Source organism: Methylotuvimicrobium buryatense, from assembly GCF_005931095.1.
Taxonomy (GTDB): Bacteria; Pseudomonadota; Gammaproteobacteria; order Methylococcales; family Methylomonadaceae; genus Methylotuvimicrobium; species Methylotuvimicrobium buryatense.
In genome coordinates this window covers 435,138-450,624 of record NZ_CP035467.1, presented here as the reverse complement: position 1 = coordinate 450,624, position 15,487 = coordinate 435,138, and the positions used below count along the sequence as shown (strand labels likewise).

General features: G+C 47.5%; 11 protein-coding genes, 1 tRNA gene, 2 pseudogenes and 1 riboswitch. Of the genes and pseudogenes, 5 read left to right on the top strand and 9 right to left on the bottom strand.

What is annotated here, in order from left to right; genetic code table 11:
- Positions 1-32 precede the first annotated feature (32 nt).
- The 5 genes and pseudogenes from EQU24_RS02115 to EQU24_RS22860 form a co-directional block, all read right to left on the bottom strand.
- A complete protein-coding gene (locus EQU24_RS02115; protein WP_017841085.1) occupies positions 33-1,547 on the bottom strand; it encodes a sigma-54 interaction domain-containing protein in 1,515 nt (504 codons plus the stop codon).
- Between the two features lie 281 nt (positions 1,548-1,828).
- Positions 1,829-1,905 (bottom strand) — tRNA-Arg (locus EQU24_RS02110).
- 38 nt (positions 1,906-1,943) lie between these two features.
- Complete coding sequence (rep, locus tag EQU24_RS02105) at positions 1,944-3,947, bottom strand: DNA helicase Rep (protein WP_017841086.1); 2,004 nt, start codon at positions 3,945-3,947, stop codon at positions 1,944-1,946.
- 436 nt (positions 3,948-4,383) lie between these two features.
- Complete coding sequence (locus EQU24_RS02100; RefSeq protein WP_017841087.1) at positions 4,384-4,614, bottom strand: type II toxin-antitoxin system HicB family antitoxin; 231 nt, start codon at positions 4,612-4,614, stop codon at positions 4,384-4,386.
- Positions 4,592-4,735, bottom strand: a pseudogene (locus EQU24_RS22860) (type II toxin-antitoxin system HicA family toxin); the annotation flags it as partial. The gene EQU24_RS02100 and the pseudogene EQU24_RS22860, both read right to left, overlap by 23 nt.
- Positions 4,736-4,993: 258 nt before the next feature.
- On the opposite strand from EQU24_RS22860, the pseudogene EQU24_RS22855 reads away from it, so the two are divergent.
- A pseudogene (locus EQU24_RS22855) lies at positions 4,994-5,151 on the top strand (ISNCY family transposase); the annotation flags it as partial.
- A gap of 99 nt (positions 5,152-5,250) precedes the next feature.
- Here EQU24_RS22855 and EQU24_RS22210 read toward each other — a convergent pair.
- On the bottom strand, positions 5,251-5,412 hold the full coding sequence (locus EQU24_RS22210) for a hypothetical protein (protein ID WP_017841088.1): 162 nt from the start codon (positions 5,410-5,412) through the stop codon (positions 5,251-5,253).
- 193 nt (positions 5,413-5,605) lie between these two features.
- On the opposite strand from EQU24_RS22210, the gene EQU24_RS02090 reads away from it, so the two are divergent.
- A complete protein-coding gene (locus EQU24_RS02090) occupies positions 5,606-6,511 on the top strand; it encodes a transposase (RefSeq protein WP_083877721.1) in 906 nt (301 codons plus the stop codon).
- 112 nt (positions 6,512-6,623) lie between these two features.
- Here the strand turns inward: EQU24_RS02090 and EQU24_RS02085 are convergent, their stop codons facing one another.
- Positions 6,624-8,459: a S8 family serine peptidase gene (locus EQU24_RS02085; protein ID WP_017841089.1), complete on the bottom strand. Its 1,836-nt coding sequence runs from the start codon at positions 8,457-8,459 to the stop codon at positions 6,624-6,626.
- Positions 8,460-8,543: 84 nt separating this feature from the next.
- A riboswitch (cyclic di-GMP riboswitch) is annotated at positions 8,544-8,629 on the bottom strand.
- A 792-nt stretch (positions 8,630-9,421) separates the two neighbouring features.
- Between EQU24_RS02085 and EQU24_RS02080 the strand changes: the two genes are divergently transcribed.
- Positions 9,422-10,375 (top strand): bile acid:sodium symporter family protein, encoded by a 954-nt coding sequence (locus EQU24_RS02080; RefSeq protein WP_017841091.1) that lies wholly within the window; start codon positions 9,422-9,424, stop codon positions 10,373-10,375.
- A gap of 588 nt (positions 10,376-10,963) precedes the next feature.
- On the opposite strand, the gene EQU24_RS02075 is transcribed toward EQU24_RS02080, so the two are convergent.
- Complete coding sequence (locus EQU24_RS02075; protein ID WP_017841092.1) at positions 10,964-11,782, bottom strand: MlaA family lipoprotein; 819 nt, start codon at positions 11,780-11,782, stop codon at positions 10,964-10,966.
- Between the two features lie 1,006 nt (positions 11,783-12,788).
- Here EQU24_RS02075 and EQU24_RS02065 point away from each other — a divergent pair.
- Positions 12,789-14,159, top strand: coding sequence for a cation:proton antiporter (locus EQU24_RS02065; RefSeq protein WP_017841093.1), 1,371 nt, complete (start codon positions 12,789-12,791; stop codon positions 14,157-14,159).
- Positions 14,160-14,532: 373 nt separating this feature from the next.
- Entirely contained in the window at positions 14,533-14,688 is a 156-nt protein-coding gene (locus EQU24_RS22205; protein ID WP_017841094.1) for a hypothetical protein, read from the top strand.
- A gap of 203 nt (positions 14,689-14,891) precedes the next feature.
- Here the strand turns inward: EQU24_RS22205 and EQU24_RS02060 are convergent, their stop codons facing one another.
- Complete coding sequence (locus EQU24_RS02060; RefSeq protein WP_017841095.1) at positions 14,892-15,380, bottom strand: PepSY domain-containing protein; 489 nt, start codon at positions 15,378-15,380, stop codon at positions 14,892-14,894.
- Positions 15,381-15,487: the final 107 nt, after the last annotated feature.

The following is a 15,487-nucleotide window of genomic DNA, read 5'->3' as shown; positions in this document are numbered from 1 at the left end:
CCATGCTTTCTTCATAGCGATGAGCGTGCCATTTATTCTATCGTTAATTTTTCCATCCAGTTGGACAGCGTCTGATAATTCGGCAAATTTAAAAGCTCCGCTGCTTTTTTCTTATTGCCAGCCGCCTGATTCAAGGCTTGTGACACATATTTTCTTCGTATATCGTCCAAAATTTCTTGTATATCAATGCCGGTTCCCAGTTCCGGCAATTCGCCGGAGTTATTGGTAGAAGGCCTTATCAACATGGCTTCTCTAATATCTATTTCATCGATTTGTTCACCTTCCGCCCAGATGGAAGCTCGAAGTAGTGTGCCATAAAGTTCCCGTATATTACCCGGCCAACCGTGCGATAAGACAATATTTCTTGCTTTTACAGAAATTTTTTTATTGATATAGCCGGGTTGATTCGAAGCTTCCTGATTGATTTTGTCCATTAGGTGATCGGCCAGCAGGGAAATGTCTCCGCTTCTTTCCCGTAACGGCGGTAAAGTAATCAAGCCGACAGTGACCCGATAAAATAAGTCTTCGCGAAAACGGCCATTGGCAATTTCAGTCGACAAGTTGCGATTGGCGGCGGCGATTATCCTAATATCTACATGGCGGGTTTTGCTGTCCCCGACTTTGCTGATTTCTCCGGATTGCAGAACCCGCAGCAATCGAACTTGGGCGTCAGCCGGTAATTCGCCAAATTCATCCAGAAACAGCGTACCGCCATCGGCGGCTTCGAAATAGCCGGTTTTGTTGGTGATCGCACCGGTAAAAGCGCCTTTCACATGCCCAAATAATTCCGAATCAATCAAATCCTTGGGGATCGCTCCGCAATTGACCGTAATAAAAGGCTTTCCTGCACGAAGACTGGCCGTGTGGATGGCTTTGGCAAACAGTTCCTTGCCGGTGCCTGATTCGCCCAGTATCAATGCCGGCACATCACGAAGCGCGATTTTTTCGGCTTTGCGAATGAGCCGCAACATTTCCGGGTTTTGGGTAATGATATCGGAAAAAGCAGCCGATGCAGGTGCGTCTGAAACGGAGAGTTGCGTGAGTTTTTTATCGGCTTGTTTGACTAATTGCGGAATATACTCGGCGGAGATATCGAACGGAATGCTGACAAATTCACCGCCTTTGTCCTTGGTCGATTGAACGAAGCGGGTGTTGTATTTGGTTTTGCCCAACAGGATCGAGACGGCGGCCATCGAGGGAGTGCCGGGAGAAAGGTGCAAGCTAATATCGGGAGAGGAACTGTTGTGGGTTAAGCTTTGTAAATGCTTGTTCAGCCCATGGTAGATATCGCCGAAATCGATTGGGCTGCGTAGTTTTGTTTTAACGAGTACCGTTTTTATTGAATGCTTAGTATTAAGCCATTGCGAATAGGCTTCCGCGGTTACCAACTCTTGATCGAACAGCAAATGTAATTCGTCAAAACGCAAGGTTTTCAATGCGCCGAGGACCGGACCGTGGCCGATAGATTCCGTCGGTTTTGAATCCTGCAACTTGGCCGCTTTCAAGTCTGTAATGCCCAACCAGGATACGAGTATTTTCTTGCTCATTTATTGATGAGGTTTAATTCAATAAAGCAAGAGTATAGCGGGAATCGGGTCAGGACAACGGACCCATAACGTTTTTTATGGGAATAAAATTAATGGCTCATTATCAATTCAAAAAACTAACTTCAAAACCGTGCTGATTTATTTTGATATGGACGAAATGCGTAATCGAGGGTAAAGGTCGAAATCTTTAACTGACCTCAATCGATTTTAAAGGGCATGGCACAGATAGGGCGCATACAGAGCACGGAGCAAAAATGGCCGTTTTGGGGTAGATGTCAAAATGGCGCGCCCGAGAGGATTCGAACCTCTGACCTCGGCCTCCGGAGGGCCGCGCTCTATCCAGCTGAGCTACGGGCGCTTGTTTGGGATGCGTATTCTAACCGATCGCGGCGATAATTACGATAGCATTGTTTTCAAATGCGCAAGACTGGCCTTGCCACGTTCTTTGATCACGGCCGGATCAAGCTGTTTTTTGTTGGCCCACTCCAAATCGTCGGACGGCAATTCGCCCAAAAACCGGCTCGGTTCACATTCGGAAATTTCGCCATAGCGCTTTCTGTGCGTGCAATAACTGAAGGTCAGCGAACGCTGCGCGCGCGTGATGCCGACATACGCAAGGCGGCGCTCTTCCTCGATATTATCGGTTTCGATGCTGTTTTGATGCGGCAACAGGTTTTCTTCCATGCCGATTAAGAAAACATGTGGAAATTCGAGACCCTTGGCCGCATGCAGCGTCATCAGGCTGACCTGGTCGCCGGCCTCTTCTTCCTGATTGCGCTCGAGTATGTCCATCAGCATGATTTTCGAGACGATTTCAGACAATGATTTCTCGCTGCCTTGGTCTTTGTCGGCGATGCGCTTCAACCAGTCGATCAGTTCGTAAACATTTTGCATTTTGCGTTCGGCCGATTGCGGCGTTTTCGCATTTTCACGCAGCCAGGCTTCGTAACCGATTTGGCTTATCATCTGTTCGATCACTGCGAAAGTATCGCCTCGCTCCATGCGATCGGCGGTATCGTTCACCCAGTCGGTAAATTTTTGTAACCGCTGTCGCGCCTTGTCGGACAGCCGCTGCATTAGACCCATTTCGGTGCTGGCCTTAAACAAACTGACATGCCGCTCGTTCGCATAGGCGCCGAGGTTTTCCAGCGTGGTCGGACCGATTTCGCGGCGCGGCGTGTTGATAATGCGTAAAAACGCGGCATCATCGTCCGGATTCACGAACAAGCGCAGATAACTGAGCATGTCTTTGATTTCGGCGTATGCGAAAAACGACGTGCTGCCGCTGATGAAATACGGCACATTGTTTTCGCGTAGCGCGCGTTCGAACAGCCTCGATTGGTGATTGCCGCGGTACAGAATCGCGTAATCCTTGTAGCTACTGCCGGTTTTGAATTTGTGATGAATGATTTCCGAAACGACCTGCTTCGCTTCGATGGTTTCGTCCTTATGACTCAACACGCGAAGCGGATCGCCGAAGCCCAAATCGCTCCACAAGCGCTTTTCGAAGGTATGCGGATTGTTTGCGATCAATTGGTTCGCGACTTTCAAAATCCGTCCGGCCGAGCGGTAATTTTGCTCAAGCTTGATCACTTTTAGGCGCGAGAAGTCTTTTTGCAATTGCGCCAGATTTTCCGGTTGCGCGCCGCGCCAGGCGTAAATCGACTGATCGTCGTCGCCGACCACGGTGAAACGCCCGAGGTTGCCGGCCAACAGTTTCACCAATTGATATTGCGTGATATTGGTATCCTGATATTCGTCGACCAGTAGGTAGCGAATCTTGTTCTGCCATTTTTCGAGAGCCTCGGCATGCTGTTGGAACAACAGCACCGGCATCAGGATCAGGTCGTCGAAATCGACCGCATTGTAGGCTTTTAAGCTGCGCGTGTAATCGGTATATAGATGCGCAGCTGGAGCTTGCTCTTGCGTCGCATTAGATAAGGCCTGTTCCGGCGTCACGAATGCGTTTTTCCATTGGCCGATCTGCCAAGCGTAATGATCGGCCTTATCGATATCGCATTCCTTCCCGTTGTGCATGATCAGGTTTTTAAGCAACGTTTGCTTGTCCTGCTCGTCGAACAGCGTCAACGCGGCCTTGTAACCGAGCGTCTTGTGTTCCTTGCGGAGAATATCCAATCCGAGTGAATGAAAAGTCGACACGGTCAAGCCGCGAATGTCTTTGTCGTTCAGCAGTTTCGAAACGCGCGATTTCATCTCGCGCGAGGCCTTGTTCGTGAACGTTACGGCAGCGATATGCCGAGCCGGCGTGCCTTGCTTAACCAGATAAGCGATCTTTTCGGTGATCACGCGCGTCTTGCCGCTGCCGGCGCCGGCCAGCACGAGCAAAGGCACATCGACGGTGCGCACCGCGGCGAGTTGTTGGGGATTGAGTTCGGCCATGTTGTTTAACGCAATGAGATGAAAAGCTTTCGAGGATTACTGTTTGGAATAGGAATAGACTGGTTCTTACGGCCATCCGTTCATCGTTATACACATCATTATGTTAGTCACGTCTGCCGGCAGGGATTGCCGGAATCTTGGCTACATGGATGTATTTGGCTTGCCGTCCTTGGTACTAAATAACCGCGTCCCGGCAGGTATGATGGCACTTGTGTATAACGACGAGCTATCATCCGTGGGAAGCCATATGCGTATTTTAAGCTCTGCATGCATTCCCTAGCAGGAGAGACCGTGAAAGCATTGGCGAATACATCATAAAAAAATTTATTCACCATGAAGAACATGAAGGCAATGAAGAAAAAGAATATAAAATCAACAGCCTAATTCTTCATGTTACTTCATGCTCTTCATGGTTATTTCGCAGTATTGAATACATTCACAGCATCAGGAGAGTGGGAACGAGTAAAACCCGTTCAGCAATAGTTCTGCTTGGCAGAGGGATTGCGTCGCCATCTTGAAGCGTTCCTTCTATATGAAATTCGATAGCTTCCCGAATTTGCTCTTCAACTTCCTGAATGCTAGATCCTGTAGCGACACAACCAGGAAGATCAAGAACAAAAGCAGAGAAATTCGATTCGGCTTTTTCAATAACGACGGCATATTTCATAGAATACCCACCTCCAACCGGCTTGTTTAAAAATACTGTTCAATGTTCCAGGAGCTAAATCATCACCCGGCTTACCTGGAACTGTCACTCGTCCGGGTTTATTCGGGTGTTTAAATTGACGGTGGCTTCCGCATGTTGCCTATAAATACCACCCATCCTTTTGTAGTTTGAGGAGAATATCAGAAACTTTCATCCGGTAAATTATTCCCTGGCTTCATTGCCCGAAATTATAGCATTCTTGCCAAACCGTTTGTGAAACAGGGCGAAACGTTACATAAAAAGGTAAAAAGTCAGCAATTCCCAATTTAAAACCCTGATTAAATAAGGGGCACTTAAAACTAATCAATCGCAACATTAATAAAGCCATCGGTAGATACAAATGGACTTGGAAATAATTGACTTGATACGTCGCACCTTCGAAGACTTACCGGACTCCCGTAAACCCGGCAACAATCGGAAATACAGGATAGAAGATGCCGTTCTGACGCCTTCTCGGTGTTCTTCACGCAAAGCCCGTCTTTTCTGGATTATCAGCAACGGATAGAAAAACTCCACAATCGAAATATACCCGTCTTAGATCAAAATTCGGCGCCAGGGTGTCCGCTAAAGGACACCGTGAATACGTCCATGTAGTCTCTATGCCAGCTCCATGCTGGCAAAGCCTTTATGAACGCCATGGATGGCGTGAATGTCGATTTTGCAGGAGCGAATATCGACCGGACACCCAGGCGCCTCCTCGGGCACTGCCGAATTTTGAAGTGCGAAAGGTATAACGCACAATCGATTTTTGGTGTTCATCAAATTCCTTCGACCAGCAAATCGGCAACTTGCTGGATCCCATTGCATCGGAAACACTCTATCCGGTGTTGGCCGAAGTAGGTGACAGATTGTACACACAAGGTTGCCTGAAGCCGTTCGTGAGTGTTGGCGGTACCCTATTGGTAGCGCTGGACGGCACCGATTCCTTCAGTTCGGAAAAAATTTCCTGTCCATGCTGTACCCAACAAACGCTGAAAAACGGTCAGATCTTATACCGTCACACGCGGGTGACACCGGTCATTGTGGCTCCCGGACAAAGTCAGGTAGTACCTTTGCCGCCGGAATTTGTTCGCGTCCAAGACGGCGTGGACAAACAGGATTGCGAACTGGCGGCGGCCAAGCGTTGGCTGACGAATTGGGGGCTCATTACGCGCCGCGCGGCATCACTGTGCTGGGTGACGATTTATATTGTCACCAGTCGTTTTGTGAGGCCGTGCGTGCGCAGCACATGGATTTTCTGTTCGTCTGCAAGCCCGATTCCCATGAGCTATTGTACGAATGGCTCGACGATTTTACCCGAACCGGTGAGATTCAAACGCTCGAGAAAAGCCGTTGGAACGGTAAACAACGAATGACCGAACGCTATCGGTATTTCAACCAAGTCCAAGTCCAAGTTCCACTCCGCAACAGCGACGATGCGTTAATGGTCAATTGGTGCGAAGTGACGACCCTCAATGCCAAACAAGAAGCGGTCTACCGCAATGCCTGGACAACGTCACACACTCTCGACGAACACAATGTGATCGAGATGGTCGCCGCGGGCCGCGCCCGTTGGAAAATAGAGAACGAAAACAACAATGTCCTCAAGAACCATGGCTATCATTTCGAGCATAACTTTGCCCACGGGAAGCAGCAGTTGTCCAACTTCTTGGCCACCCTTAACTTATTGGCTTTTCTCACCCATACCGCTCTTGAATGGCTGGACGAGGCTTACCGTGCCGTCCGCAATGACGCGCCTTCCAGGCGGACATTCTTCGAACAATTCCGAACCTTGCTTCAATTTATGCCTTTTGATAATTGGCAGCATCTGATGCGGTTCATGCTCTATGGTGAAAATCAAATACCTAGGAAAACGTAAGGTTTTAAATTGGGAATTGCTGCTAGGATTACTGAATACAGAACCTTATAAAAATCCAGCCAAAAAAACGCCGACTGACGCCGGCGTTTTTGGTTGCAGATTTTAGTTTTGCTTATTTGAAAACTGTAATGGTATGTTTAGCCGTTTTATTTGAAGTATCGGTCGCGATCGCTTCAATGATATAGGTACCTCGGCTTTCTCGATTGGTATTCCAATTGTGGGATAAACTACCGCCATCAACTGAACTTACCATTCTGCCGTTAATGAATAACCGGATATTGGCAACCGCTACGTCGTCTTCGGCTGAAACGTCTATTTTAACTACCTTCGTTACTCGGCTGCCGTCGGCTGGATTACTGATAGCTACGGTTGGAGCTGCAATATCTTCAATTACTTCTTCGACAGGTTCATCAACAACCTCTTCGACTTGTTCGATCGCATTTTTGACCGTTACATTAACATCGCTTGAAACCCCTTCATTACCCGCCGCATCGATCGCGGTTGCACTCAAGGTTACAGAACCATCTGCGATTTGGCTTGAATCCCAGCTAAATTGGTAAGGTGCGGTCGTATCGGTACCGACATAGAGACCATTGGCATACAGCGTCACTTCGCTTACACCGACATTATCGGTGGCGTTGACCTCGACTTCAACCAAGCCGCTGACGGTACTTCCCCCTGTTGGTGAGAAAATATTGACTGAGGGTGCCTCTTTATCGACAGTGACATTCACCATGCTTTGCGCCATTTCAACCCCTACGGCGGCATTCACCCGCCCATGACCGTAATAGGGATGAAAATCACCGGCAATTTTATCGGCAGAAGCTTTCAAGATTTGTTCGACTTCATCGGGCGTCAGCGTTGGATTCGCGCCTTTAATCAGGGCAACCACACCGGCAGTTACCGGAGATGAGAACGATGTGCCGTTCCAATTACCATAACCGCCGCCCCGCGAAGTGGTTTGAATCGATGCGCCCGGCGCCGCAACATCGATGAACGCGCCGTAATTCGACCAAGAAGCTTTAGCATCCGAGCTGGTAGTCGCAGAAACGCTGATCATATAAGGATTGTCGGCAAAGCCAGGATCGATGCCGTCGTTACCTGCCGCCACCACGACCAAGCCGTTTTTGCTGCGCATGTATTGCGCCGCATTGGTAACCGCAGAGCTGTTGGAAACGCCATAACTGATGTTCGCGACATCGGCACCTTGATTTGCCGCCCAGTTCAAGCCGCGAGCAATATCGCTGAAATAAGCGGCACCGTCGCTACGATTGGATATTCTTACCGGCAATATTTGGGCATTCCATGCGACACCCGCAACGCCGTTGGCGTTATCGGTTGCGGCGCCTGCAACCCCCGCTACCGCTGTACCATGACCGTTAATATCGGATGTATCGCCGCTGCCATCGACCGAATTCCAGCCCGGAATTAGCTTGCCGGACAAATCTGAGTGCGAACTATCGACACCAGTGTCTAAAATCGCAATGACGGTATTGTCGGCCTTGGAAGAGCTCCAAGAAGTGGGCGCTTGAATTTTCGGTAAATGCCATTGATTTCCATATCTTGGATCGTTAGGTGTAACGAAACTCAATTCGACCGCCATATCGAGTTCGGCAAACTCAATATGAGGATTTCTGGAAAGCGCCCGTACGACGGCTTGTTCTGCTTGAGCAGGCACGCTGACAATGTGAACGTTTAAGTTACCGATGGCGCCTTTGCCTTGCCCATTGTTTCGTTTTAATATTCTGTCAAACTCGATGTCCGATAATCCGGCTTTCGGTTTGACCAGAATTTGACCTTCTTTCCAAGGTTTATCGGGTGCTGCATACGTTGTTCCGCTTGCGCCGCCGAATACGCCAGCAATCAATACCGCCGCTAAGGCCTTGGAAAGTTGAGTTGGTTTGAATGTGTTTTGATTTTTTTGACTTCTTCGGCTGTTAGAGTTCATGACCCCACTCCTTAATTTTAATAAAGGTCCGAAGGAGTTCCTTGAAGTTGAATATAAATTGGCGTAGGTTTTGCGTTATGCCAATTTAGCAATCCCACTGTCATAGGAGTAACTCCGTTAGACTGGAAACTTTGCGTCACCACCTTTCGATGGTTTTGCCCTGTTATGATTTTCGATTGACTGAAGCCTCTAAAAGCACTTTGAAAGCTTTTTTCGTTCCGGTTGGGTTACAGTGTATAAATTTCAGAAATAATTGATGTGATTTGCTTAGCAAAAATTTATTTAGAGAAATCATCTTGTTATTGTTAATATCGATTTCAGTGAATTGCTAAGCACTTTTCGCGTTGCCCATGTCGACTCGCCCACAAAAACCTTTTGAGTTTTTGGCCATTCGTTCATCTTTATTACGCGCAATGGCCGAAGGTTCGTATGATTAAACCGCCTAAGAAAGAAATTTCTTTTTAGGCGGTTTTTTGTCAGCAATAGATTACATAAGTAAGCTTATTTTGACCTTAATTCAGATAAGCGCTTGACCTAAATTCGCTAGTTATCTCTATCGTAAACGGAGTTCACAGTCATAGGCGCCAACTTAAGAAAAAAACACGTCATTCCGCCATGAATTGGCGGAATCCAATGTCAGGGGTGGCAATGCCTAGCTTCACATCCATGTAACCTGGATATCGGCAATCTATGCCGATATGACGAATAAAGCCGCAAATGCACCATAGAATAGGCATTAGGCTGGCGCTTATGGGCTTAAAACCTCGCACTTAAGGTTTCGTTCAGGGCCAAATCAATTCGAAACGTTCGGGGCGGATTGAATAACCCGCCCCGCGCTACACCATCGCTAGAATGGTATGCCGGAATTTTTATAATCAATTTATAAGCTCTGGTTTGATCAACAGCAAATACGCCCATTTGAAGTATACTTGTCGCCATTCATTTATTCGGTTTAAAACGACGTGCTTCGCTTACTTAATTTGCTCGCCAATCTTTTTCCTTTTTGGGTCATTACCTGTAGCGGCTTAGCATTATTTTTTCCTGCTTGGTTTACTTGGTTCAGCGGTCCGATGATCGTTTGGGGCTTGGCTATTATCATGATCGGCATGGGCATTACCCTAAGCTTCGAGGACTTCCGCCGGGTAACGCGCACGACTCGACCGGTTTTAATCGGTGTCGTTGCACAATTTCTCGTAATGCCCCTTTTGGGTTGTGCCATAGCTTATGGATTTTCTCTCGATCCGCAATTGGCGGTCGGCCTGATACTGGTGGCATGCTGTCCCGGCGGCACCGCATCTAACGTGGTCAGCTACATTGCTCATGCCGATGTCGCGCTATCGGTATTGATGACGATGTGCTCTACATTCGCCGCCGTTGTCATGACACCGCTATTGACTCACTGGCTAGCCGGAGCCTATGTGCCAGTGGATGCTTGGAGCTTATTCTTCAATACTCTACAAGTGGTGATTCTGCCGGTTTTGTCGGGTATGTTGTTGAATCGTTATACGCCGCGATTGGTTCAGGCTGTAACACCTGTCGCACCGCTCGTTTCGGTGATCGTCATCGCTTTGATTTGCGCAAGCATCATTGGTGCAAATGCAGGCACGATAAAGGATTCTGCTTTACCGTTATTGAGCTCGGTTGCTTTGTTGCATTTAGGCGGGTTTACAATCGGCTATGCAATGGCGCGTTTGATGAGGCTTGAAGAAAACGCAGCCCGCACAATTTCAATCGAGGTGGGCATGCAAAACTCCGGTTTAGGCGCGGTACTTGCTCAATCCAGCTTTGCACAAATGGCCCTGGCACCAATACCCTCGGCCATTTCGGCAAGTTTTCATTCGATTATCGGCAGTGTACTGGCGGCCTGGTGGCGTATAAGACGAATTAAGAAGATAGATGAGAATAATGCCGAATGAATTATTTGCTTTTTGCTCCTCGGCAATTTCCGAGTTACAAAAATGGTGCGAATGCAGAAAATGCATTACGTCACGGATGGCGCGTATTAGGGCATACCCTTTGCTTGTCAAATTTCGGTGCCGGGGTGTCCGTCAAAGGACGCCGTAAATACGTCCATGTAGCATCCATGCTATCAAAGCCTTTGCCGAGCAGCATTCCCCATAAGCGCCAAATTAGTGCCTTTACTATGGTGTATTTGTTGCTTTATTCGTCATATCGGCATGGATTGCCGATATTCAGGTTACATGAGTGTGAACTAAGCATTGCCACCCTGACCCTGGATTCCGCCAATCCCTGGCGGAATGACGCGTTTTTCCTTAAGTTGGCTTTATTTTGGCAGCCCCCAACATCATCGTCTAAGAGCCCTTTACTACACGCCATCTTTGGCGTTATGCAAACCCAACACCTAAATTCCATAGTCCATTGGCTATGAATAACAATCTTGGTAATTTAGGACTGGGTCTTTGCGGGCATACAGGCAATGAAATTTGACTGCAAAATGTATCTCAACAATCGCCTGCTTATGTAATTTTAATCAGCCTGTCGTACTATTTATCGGCGGGACTATCCAATTGCAAGTGATGACTGGTATCTTCATCGTCAAAATAGCCGTCCAGATCATCGAACAAATCATCATGATCGTCCGGCGACATAACACCGTCCCTAACCAAGTATTCGCGGCGTTGGAAATAAGCGGTCTTGATGAACTCGTAACGATCGACTGCGGCTTCATCTAAAATCTTCTCCGAAGACAACAATCCTGCACGCTTATCGACACCCTCTATCGCATTGGCCGCAGTACTCGCTGCGCTAATCGCTGCTCCGGCAAACATTGTATAAGTCAACGGATCCATCAATGCATCGCCAACCAGACCGACTACACCTCTCGGAGAACCGGGGCCGATGAACGGCAGCACCAAATATGGACCGGTTGGTACTCCCCAATAACCGAGGGTCTGATCAAAATCTTCAATATTTTTGGGCAATTCGACTTCGCTTGCTACGTCGAAAAAGCCTCCCAAGCCTAATGTAGTATTAAGAAAGAAACGTCCGGTATCTTTTCCAGCCTGAGCCAATTTCAATTGAAAAATATCGTTGAGAACCACGCCAATATCGTCGATATTGCTAAAGAAATTGGTGATCCCTTGACTGACCGGCTCAGGCGTCACGTACTCATAGCCCTTGGCGATTGGCTTCATGATGTAATGATCGAGATCTTCATTAAACGAATGTACGCTACGATTCCAACCCTCCCATGGATCGTCCGGGTTGGCGGGAGTCGCAGCACAGCCGCTCAACAGGACCGTACATAACAAGCCTGCTGTTGTAAAAGTATGAGGCCCGGAGGCAAGTAGTTTAAGGCGCATAGTCTTCTTATTTAGTTATTCATTAAATAAATCGGCGTCATTTTAGCAGTAATTCCTAATTGTTATGAGTTCTTATTGCTGATTCTGCCAACTGCTGACGATAAAAAAGAATAAATCCTGCTGTACCCCCCCGGATTGTCCAGTAAACAATGTTAATCAAGACCCGAAAGGCTGCGGCGTTAATCATCGAATATAGCGTTACGCAATCAATATTCAGTGCCGTTTCGCGCCTGAAATGATTCGGCAAAAACCATTACTCACTTTATATTCGAAAAATTTATACCCATCGCACTTCAAATTTCGGCATTGACGCATGGAGGCGCCGGGGTGTTCGGCAAAGGCTTTGACAGCAGGGATGCTGTCACAGAGCCTACATTGACGTATTCACCGCGTCTTTTGACGGACCCCCCGGCGCCGAAATTTGACCAGCAAAGGGTATACTAACTTTTTCGATCAAATAAAGAGTCAATCCCAAATCGATGAGCACTAGCATAGCAGACTGAACTTACTATGAGCTTTCAATTTAACAAAGGTCATTATTCACCCCGTTTTAACAGTAATTCCCAGTTTGAGCAGTTTCGCCGATTTTAGGGTGTGGGGTATGCCTGTCGAGGAGCGCCGTAAACCCATCCATGGGGGCTTGGCGGCAGCTAAGCGCCAAGGATGGTGTGAATGCAGATTTTGCAGGAGCAAAAATCTGCCCCTGCTGCCGACATCCTCGCCAAGCATACCCCACCCCCTTTTTGATCTCCAAATTGGGAATTGCTGCCGTTTTAAATTCATAATCTAAACGACAACTTAGAATAACTTATACTTCACACAATCACATTTACGGTTTTTAGCACGCTCTATTCACTCTTGTTAACAATACTCCTCTCGTGCACATAGCTTGGTTACAACGTTAATCACAAAAGCAAAATAAAAGATACCTTATTCAATTATTTGACTCTAAAAGTGTTATGGACATAAGGTATAAATAAAATCACCAAAATTAGGAGATACACGAATGAATCGACAATGGCTTTGGTCTTTTATCTTTATTGCACTGCTCGCAGGCCCTGCTTTTGGCGCATCGCCGACGATAGACGGCAGCGATCCGATCGATGCCCGCAGTTTTTTATTCATCGCTATCTTACTTATCGGCGCAAAAACCTGCAGCCTAATCGAAAAAGTCGGGCAACCGGCTATTTTGGGCGAGTTGCTTTTAGGCCTTGCGCTCGGCAATCTAGGACTCATCGGCATCGAATTTTTCGAAGCAGTAAAGCTCGATCAGCACATTTTGTTTTTCGCCGAACTGGGCGTGGTTATTCTCTTGTTTCAAATTGGTTTGGAATCCAATATCAGCGAGATGATGAAAGTCGGCCCCCGCGCTTTGCTGGTGGCGTTGATCGGTGTTGTCGTCCCGTTCGTGCTGGGCGCCTTCGTCGCGGGACCTTTGCTGATGCCGGGACTTGAACATCATGTTTATTTGATGATCGGCGGTGCTCTGACGGCAACGTCAGTGGCTATCGCAGCCAGTATTTTCCGAGACATGAAGATGCTCGACTCTCAGGAGGCCAAAATTATTTTGGGCGCTGCGGTATTCGACGATGTCCTTGCATTGATCGCATTTTCGATCGTCATGGCGATCGGTACGGTCGGCAGCATCAGCTCGGGAGAAATCGCCGGCATTTTCGGCGAATCCTTCTTGTTTTTATTCGGCGCTGTGATTCTCGGTCACTATACGGCATCTCCGATCGGACATGCATTGTCCAAAATCAGTTCCGGCGTCGGTATGAAATTCGGCTTAGCAGTCACTTTCTGCTTATGTTTCGCTTATTTCGCGCATGTTGCAGGACTTTCACCAATTATCGGGGCATTTGCAGCAGGCTTGGTGCTCGATCAAGTACATTTTCGTTTTTTCCATGACCCTGAAATCGTCACCGACTTAAAAGCTTGCGTGCAACACGAAACGGGAGAAATTAGAGACAATGTCATGAAAGTCGTCGACATGCATGCCGAAAAGCATGTCGAGGATTTAATGAACCCGCTATATCACTTTTTTACGCCGATTTTCTTCGTGTTGACCGGTATGAGTGTAAAACTCGATACTTTATTCGACACGCAAACTTTATTGACCGCATTAATTCTGACCGTGGTAGCGGTCGTCGGTAAACTGGTTGCGGGTTTGGGTGCGGGCTCCGCTAAAAAAATGGTCGTCGGCATAGGCATGGTACCGCGCGGCGAGGTTGGATTAGTGTTTGCTATGGCCGGCCACACCGCCGGCATCTTACCTGCCGAAGTCTTTTCGGTGATCGTGCTGATGGTAATCATCACCACACTGATGACGCCGCCCTTGTTGTCTTATTTACTGAAAAAACACGTTGATAGTAATTGATGGCACAGAGGCGCAGGGTAGGCTGTCGAAAAAAAAGCAAAATATCTTGGAAATTGTTGATGATCATAAGTTATAAAGCGCCAGTTATTTTCTCAAAATCCATAAAACAGTCATTTTTGCTGATCTGAAAATCGGTAAATTTCGACAGCCTAGGCGCCACTGCCATTAAGTTAAGCCATCACAGAAATAAGTAATGCTTGCATCAGGCTCTAATGTACCTCAAAAGCTTGCCATCCATGGCACTGGATTCCGCCAGTCCATGGCGGAATGACGGGTTTCCGTTAACTTAAGGCAGTGCAGGGTCGCGGAAATTAAAAGAGCAGGATAGCAATGATGCAGGAATGCGGGTGTCTCGTTTACTACGAGAGAAGTCATGATGTCCGAGCTCTCGGGAAAGTCGGGCATAGGACTTGTGCAACAAGCTGCTGAATGTGGCTGTCACCCATTGAAAGCCACGTTGTATGAGTCGTTTTATAAATTCTCCGCGCCCCTGCGCGATATTGCTTTTAATCCTAAAAAGAACAACTGAGCGCCTCAAACTACCGTTCGCCCTGAGCCCTTCGGCTGAGCCTTGTCGAAGGGTGAACGGTAGTTTGAGGCTTCACCAAGCCGGTGAAAGTGTTGTAGACCCTTCATGCTTCGACTTGGCTCAGCACGAACGGTCTACAACACATGCCAACTGCTCTTTTTAGGTTAATTGACCGCCCGGCGCGCTGGTGCTATCTATAAAAATCAATCATCCTCGGCCTTGATGATTTTACCGGTTCCTGCGTCGACTTCGACTTCCATTTCGCGTCCATCCGCCATTTTTATTTCGAATTCATAGACCGCAAAACCGTCGGTATTGATTTCATATTCCACTTCGCTGATCGTGCCCGGATAGGCTTCTAGCGCTATTTTTCGGGCCTGCGCTTCGTCGATTTTCTTCAAGGCCGCAAAAGCCGGATGATCGGCGCTCGACAATTCTTGTTCTTTTTCGAAAATATTGCCGGTTTTATCGCATTTAAACTCCCACTTAGCGCCGTCAGCCGATTTTGCCTTGATCTTGTAATACTCGACGCCTTTTTTGTTTTTAAACTTCATTTTGACAATCGGGTCTTGCGTTACTTCGCCGACAGCTTTCCGACAGGCGTCGAAGCCCGTATTGTCTTGTGCAACGGCTGCTGTGCCGAATAAACCCAGCAAGGCACTCAAACAAATAATTTTATAATTATGGTTCATGATAGATAGACCTCATTAATTAACATAAAAAGTTGAAGGGGCATCAACCGTAGAGGGTACGTACCTGATAGCATAGTCTAGGCTTTCCGCTATACCCCAAGCCTCAA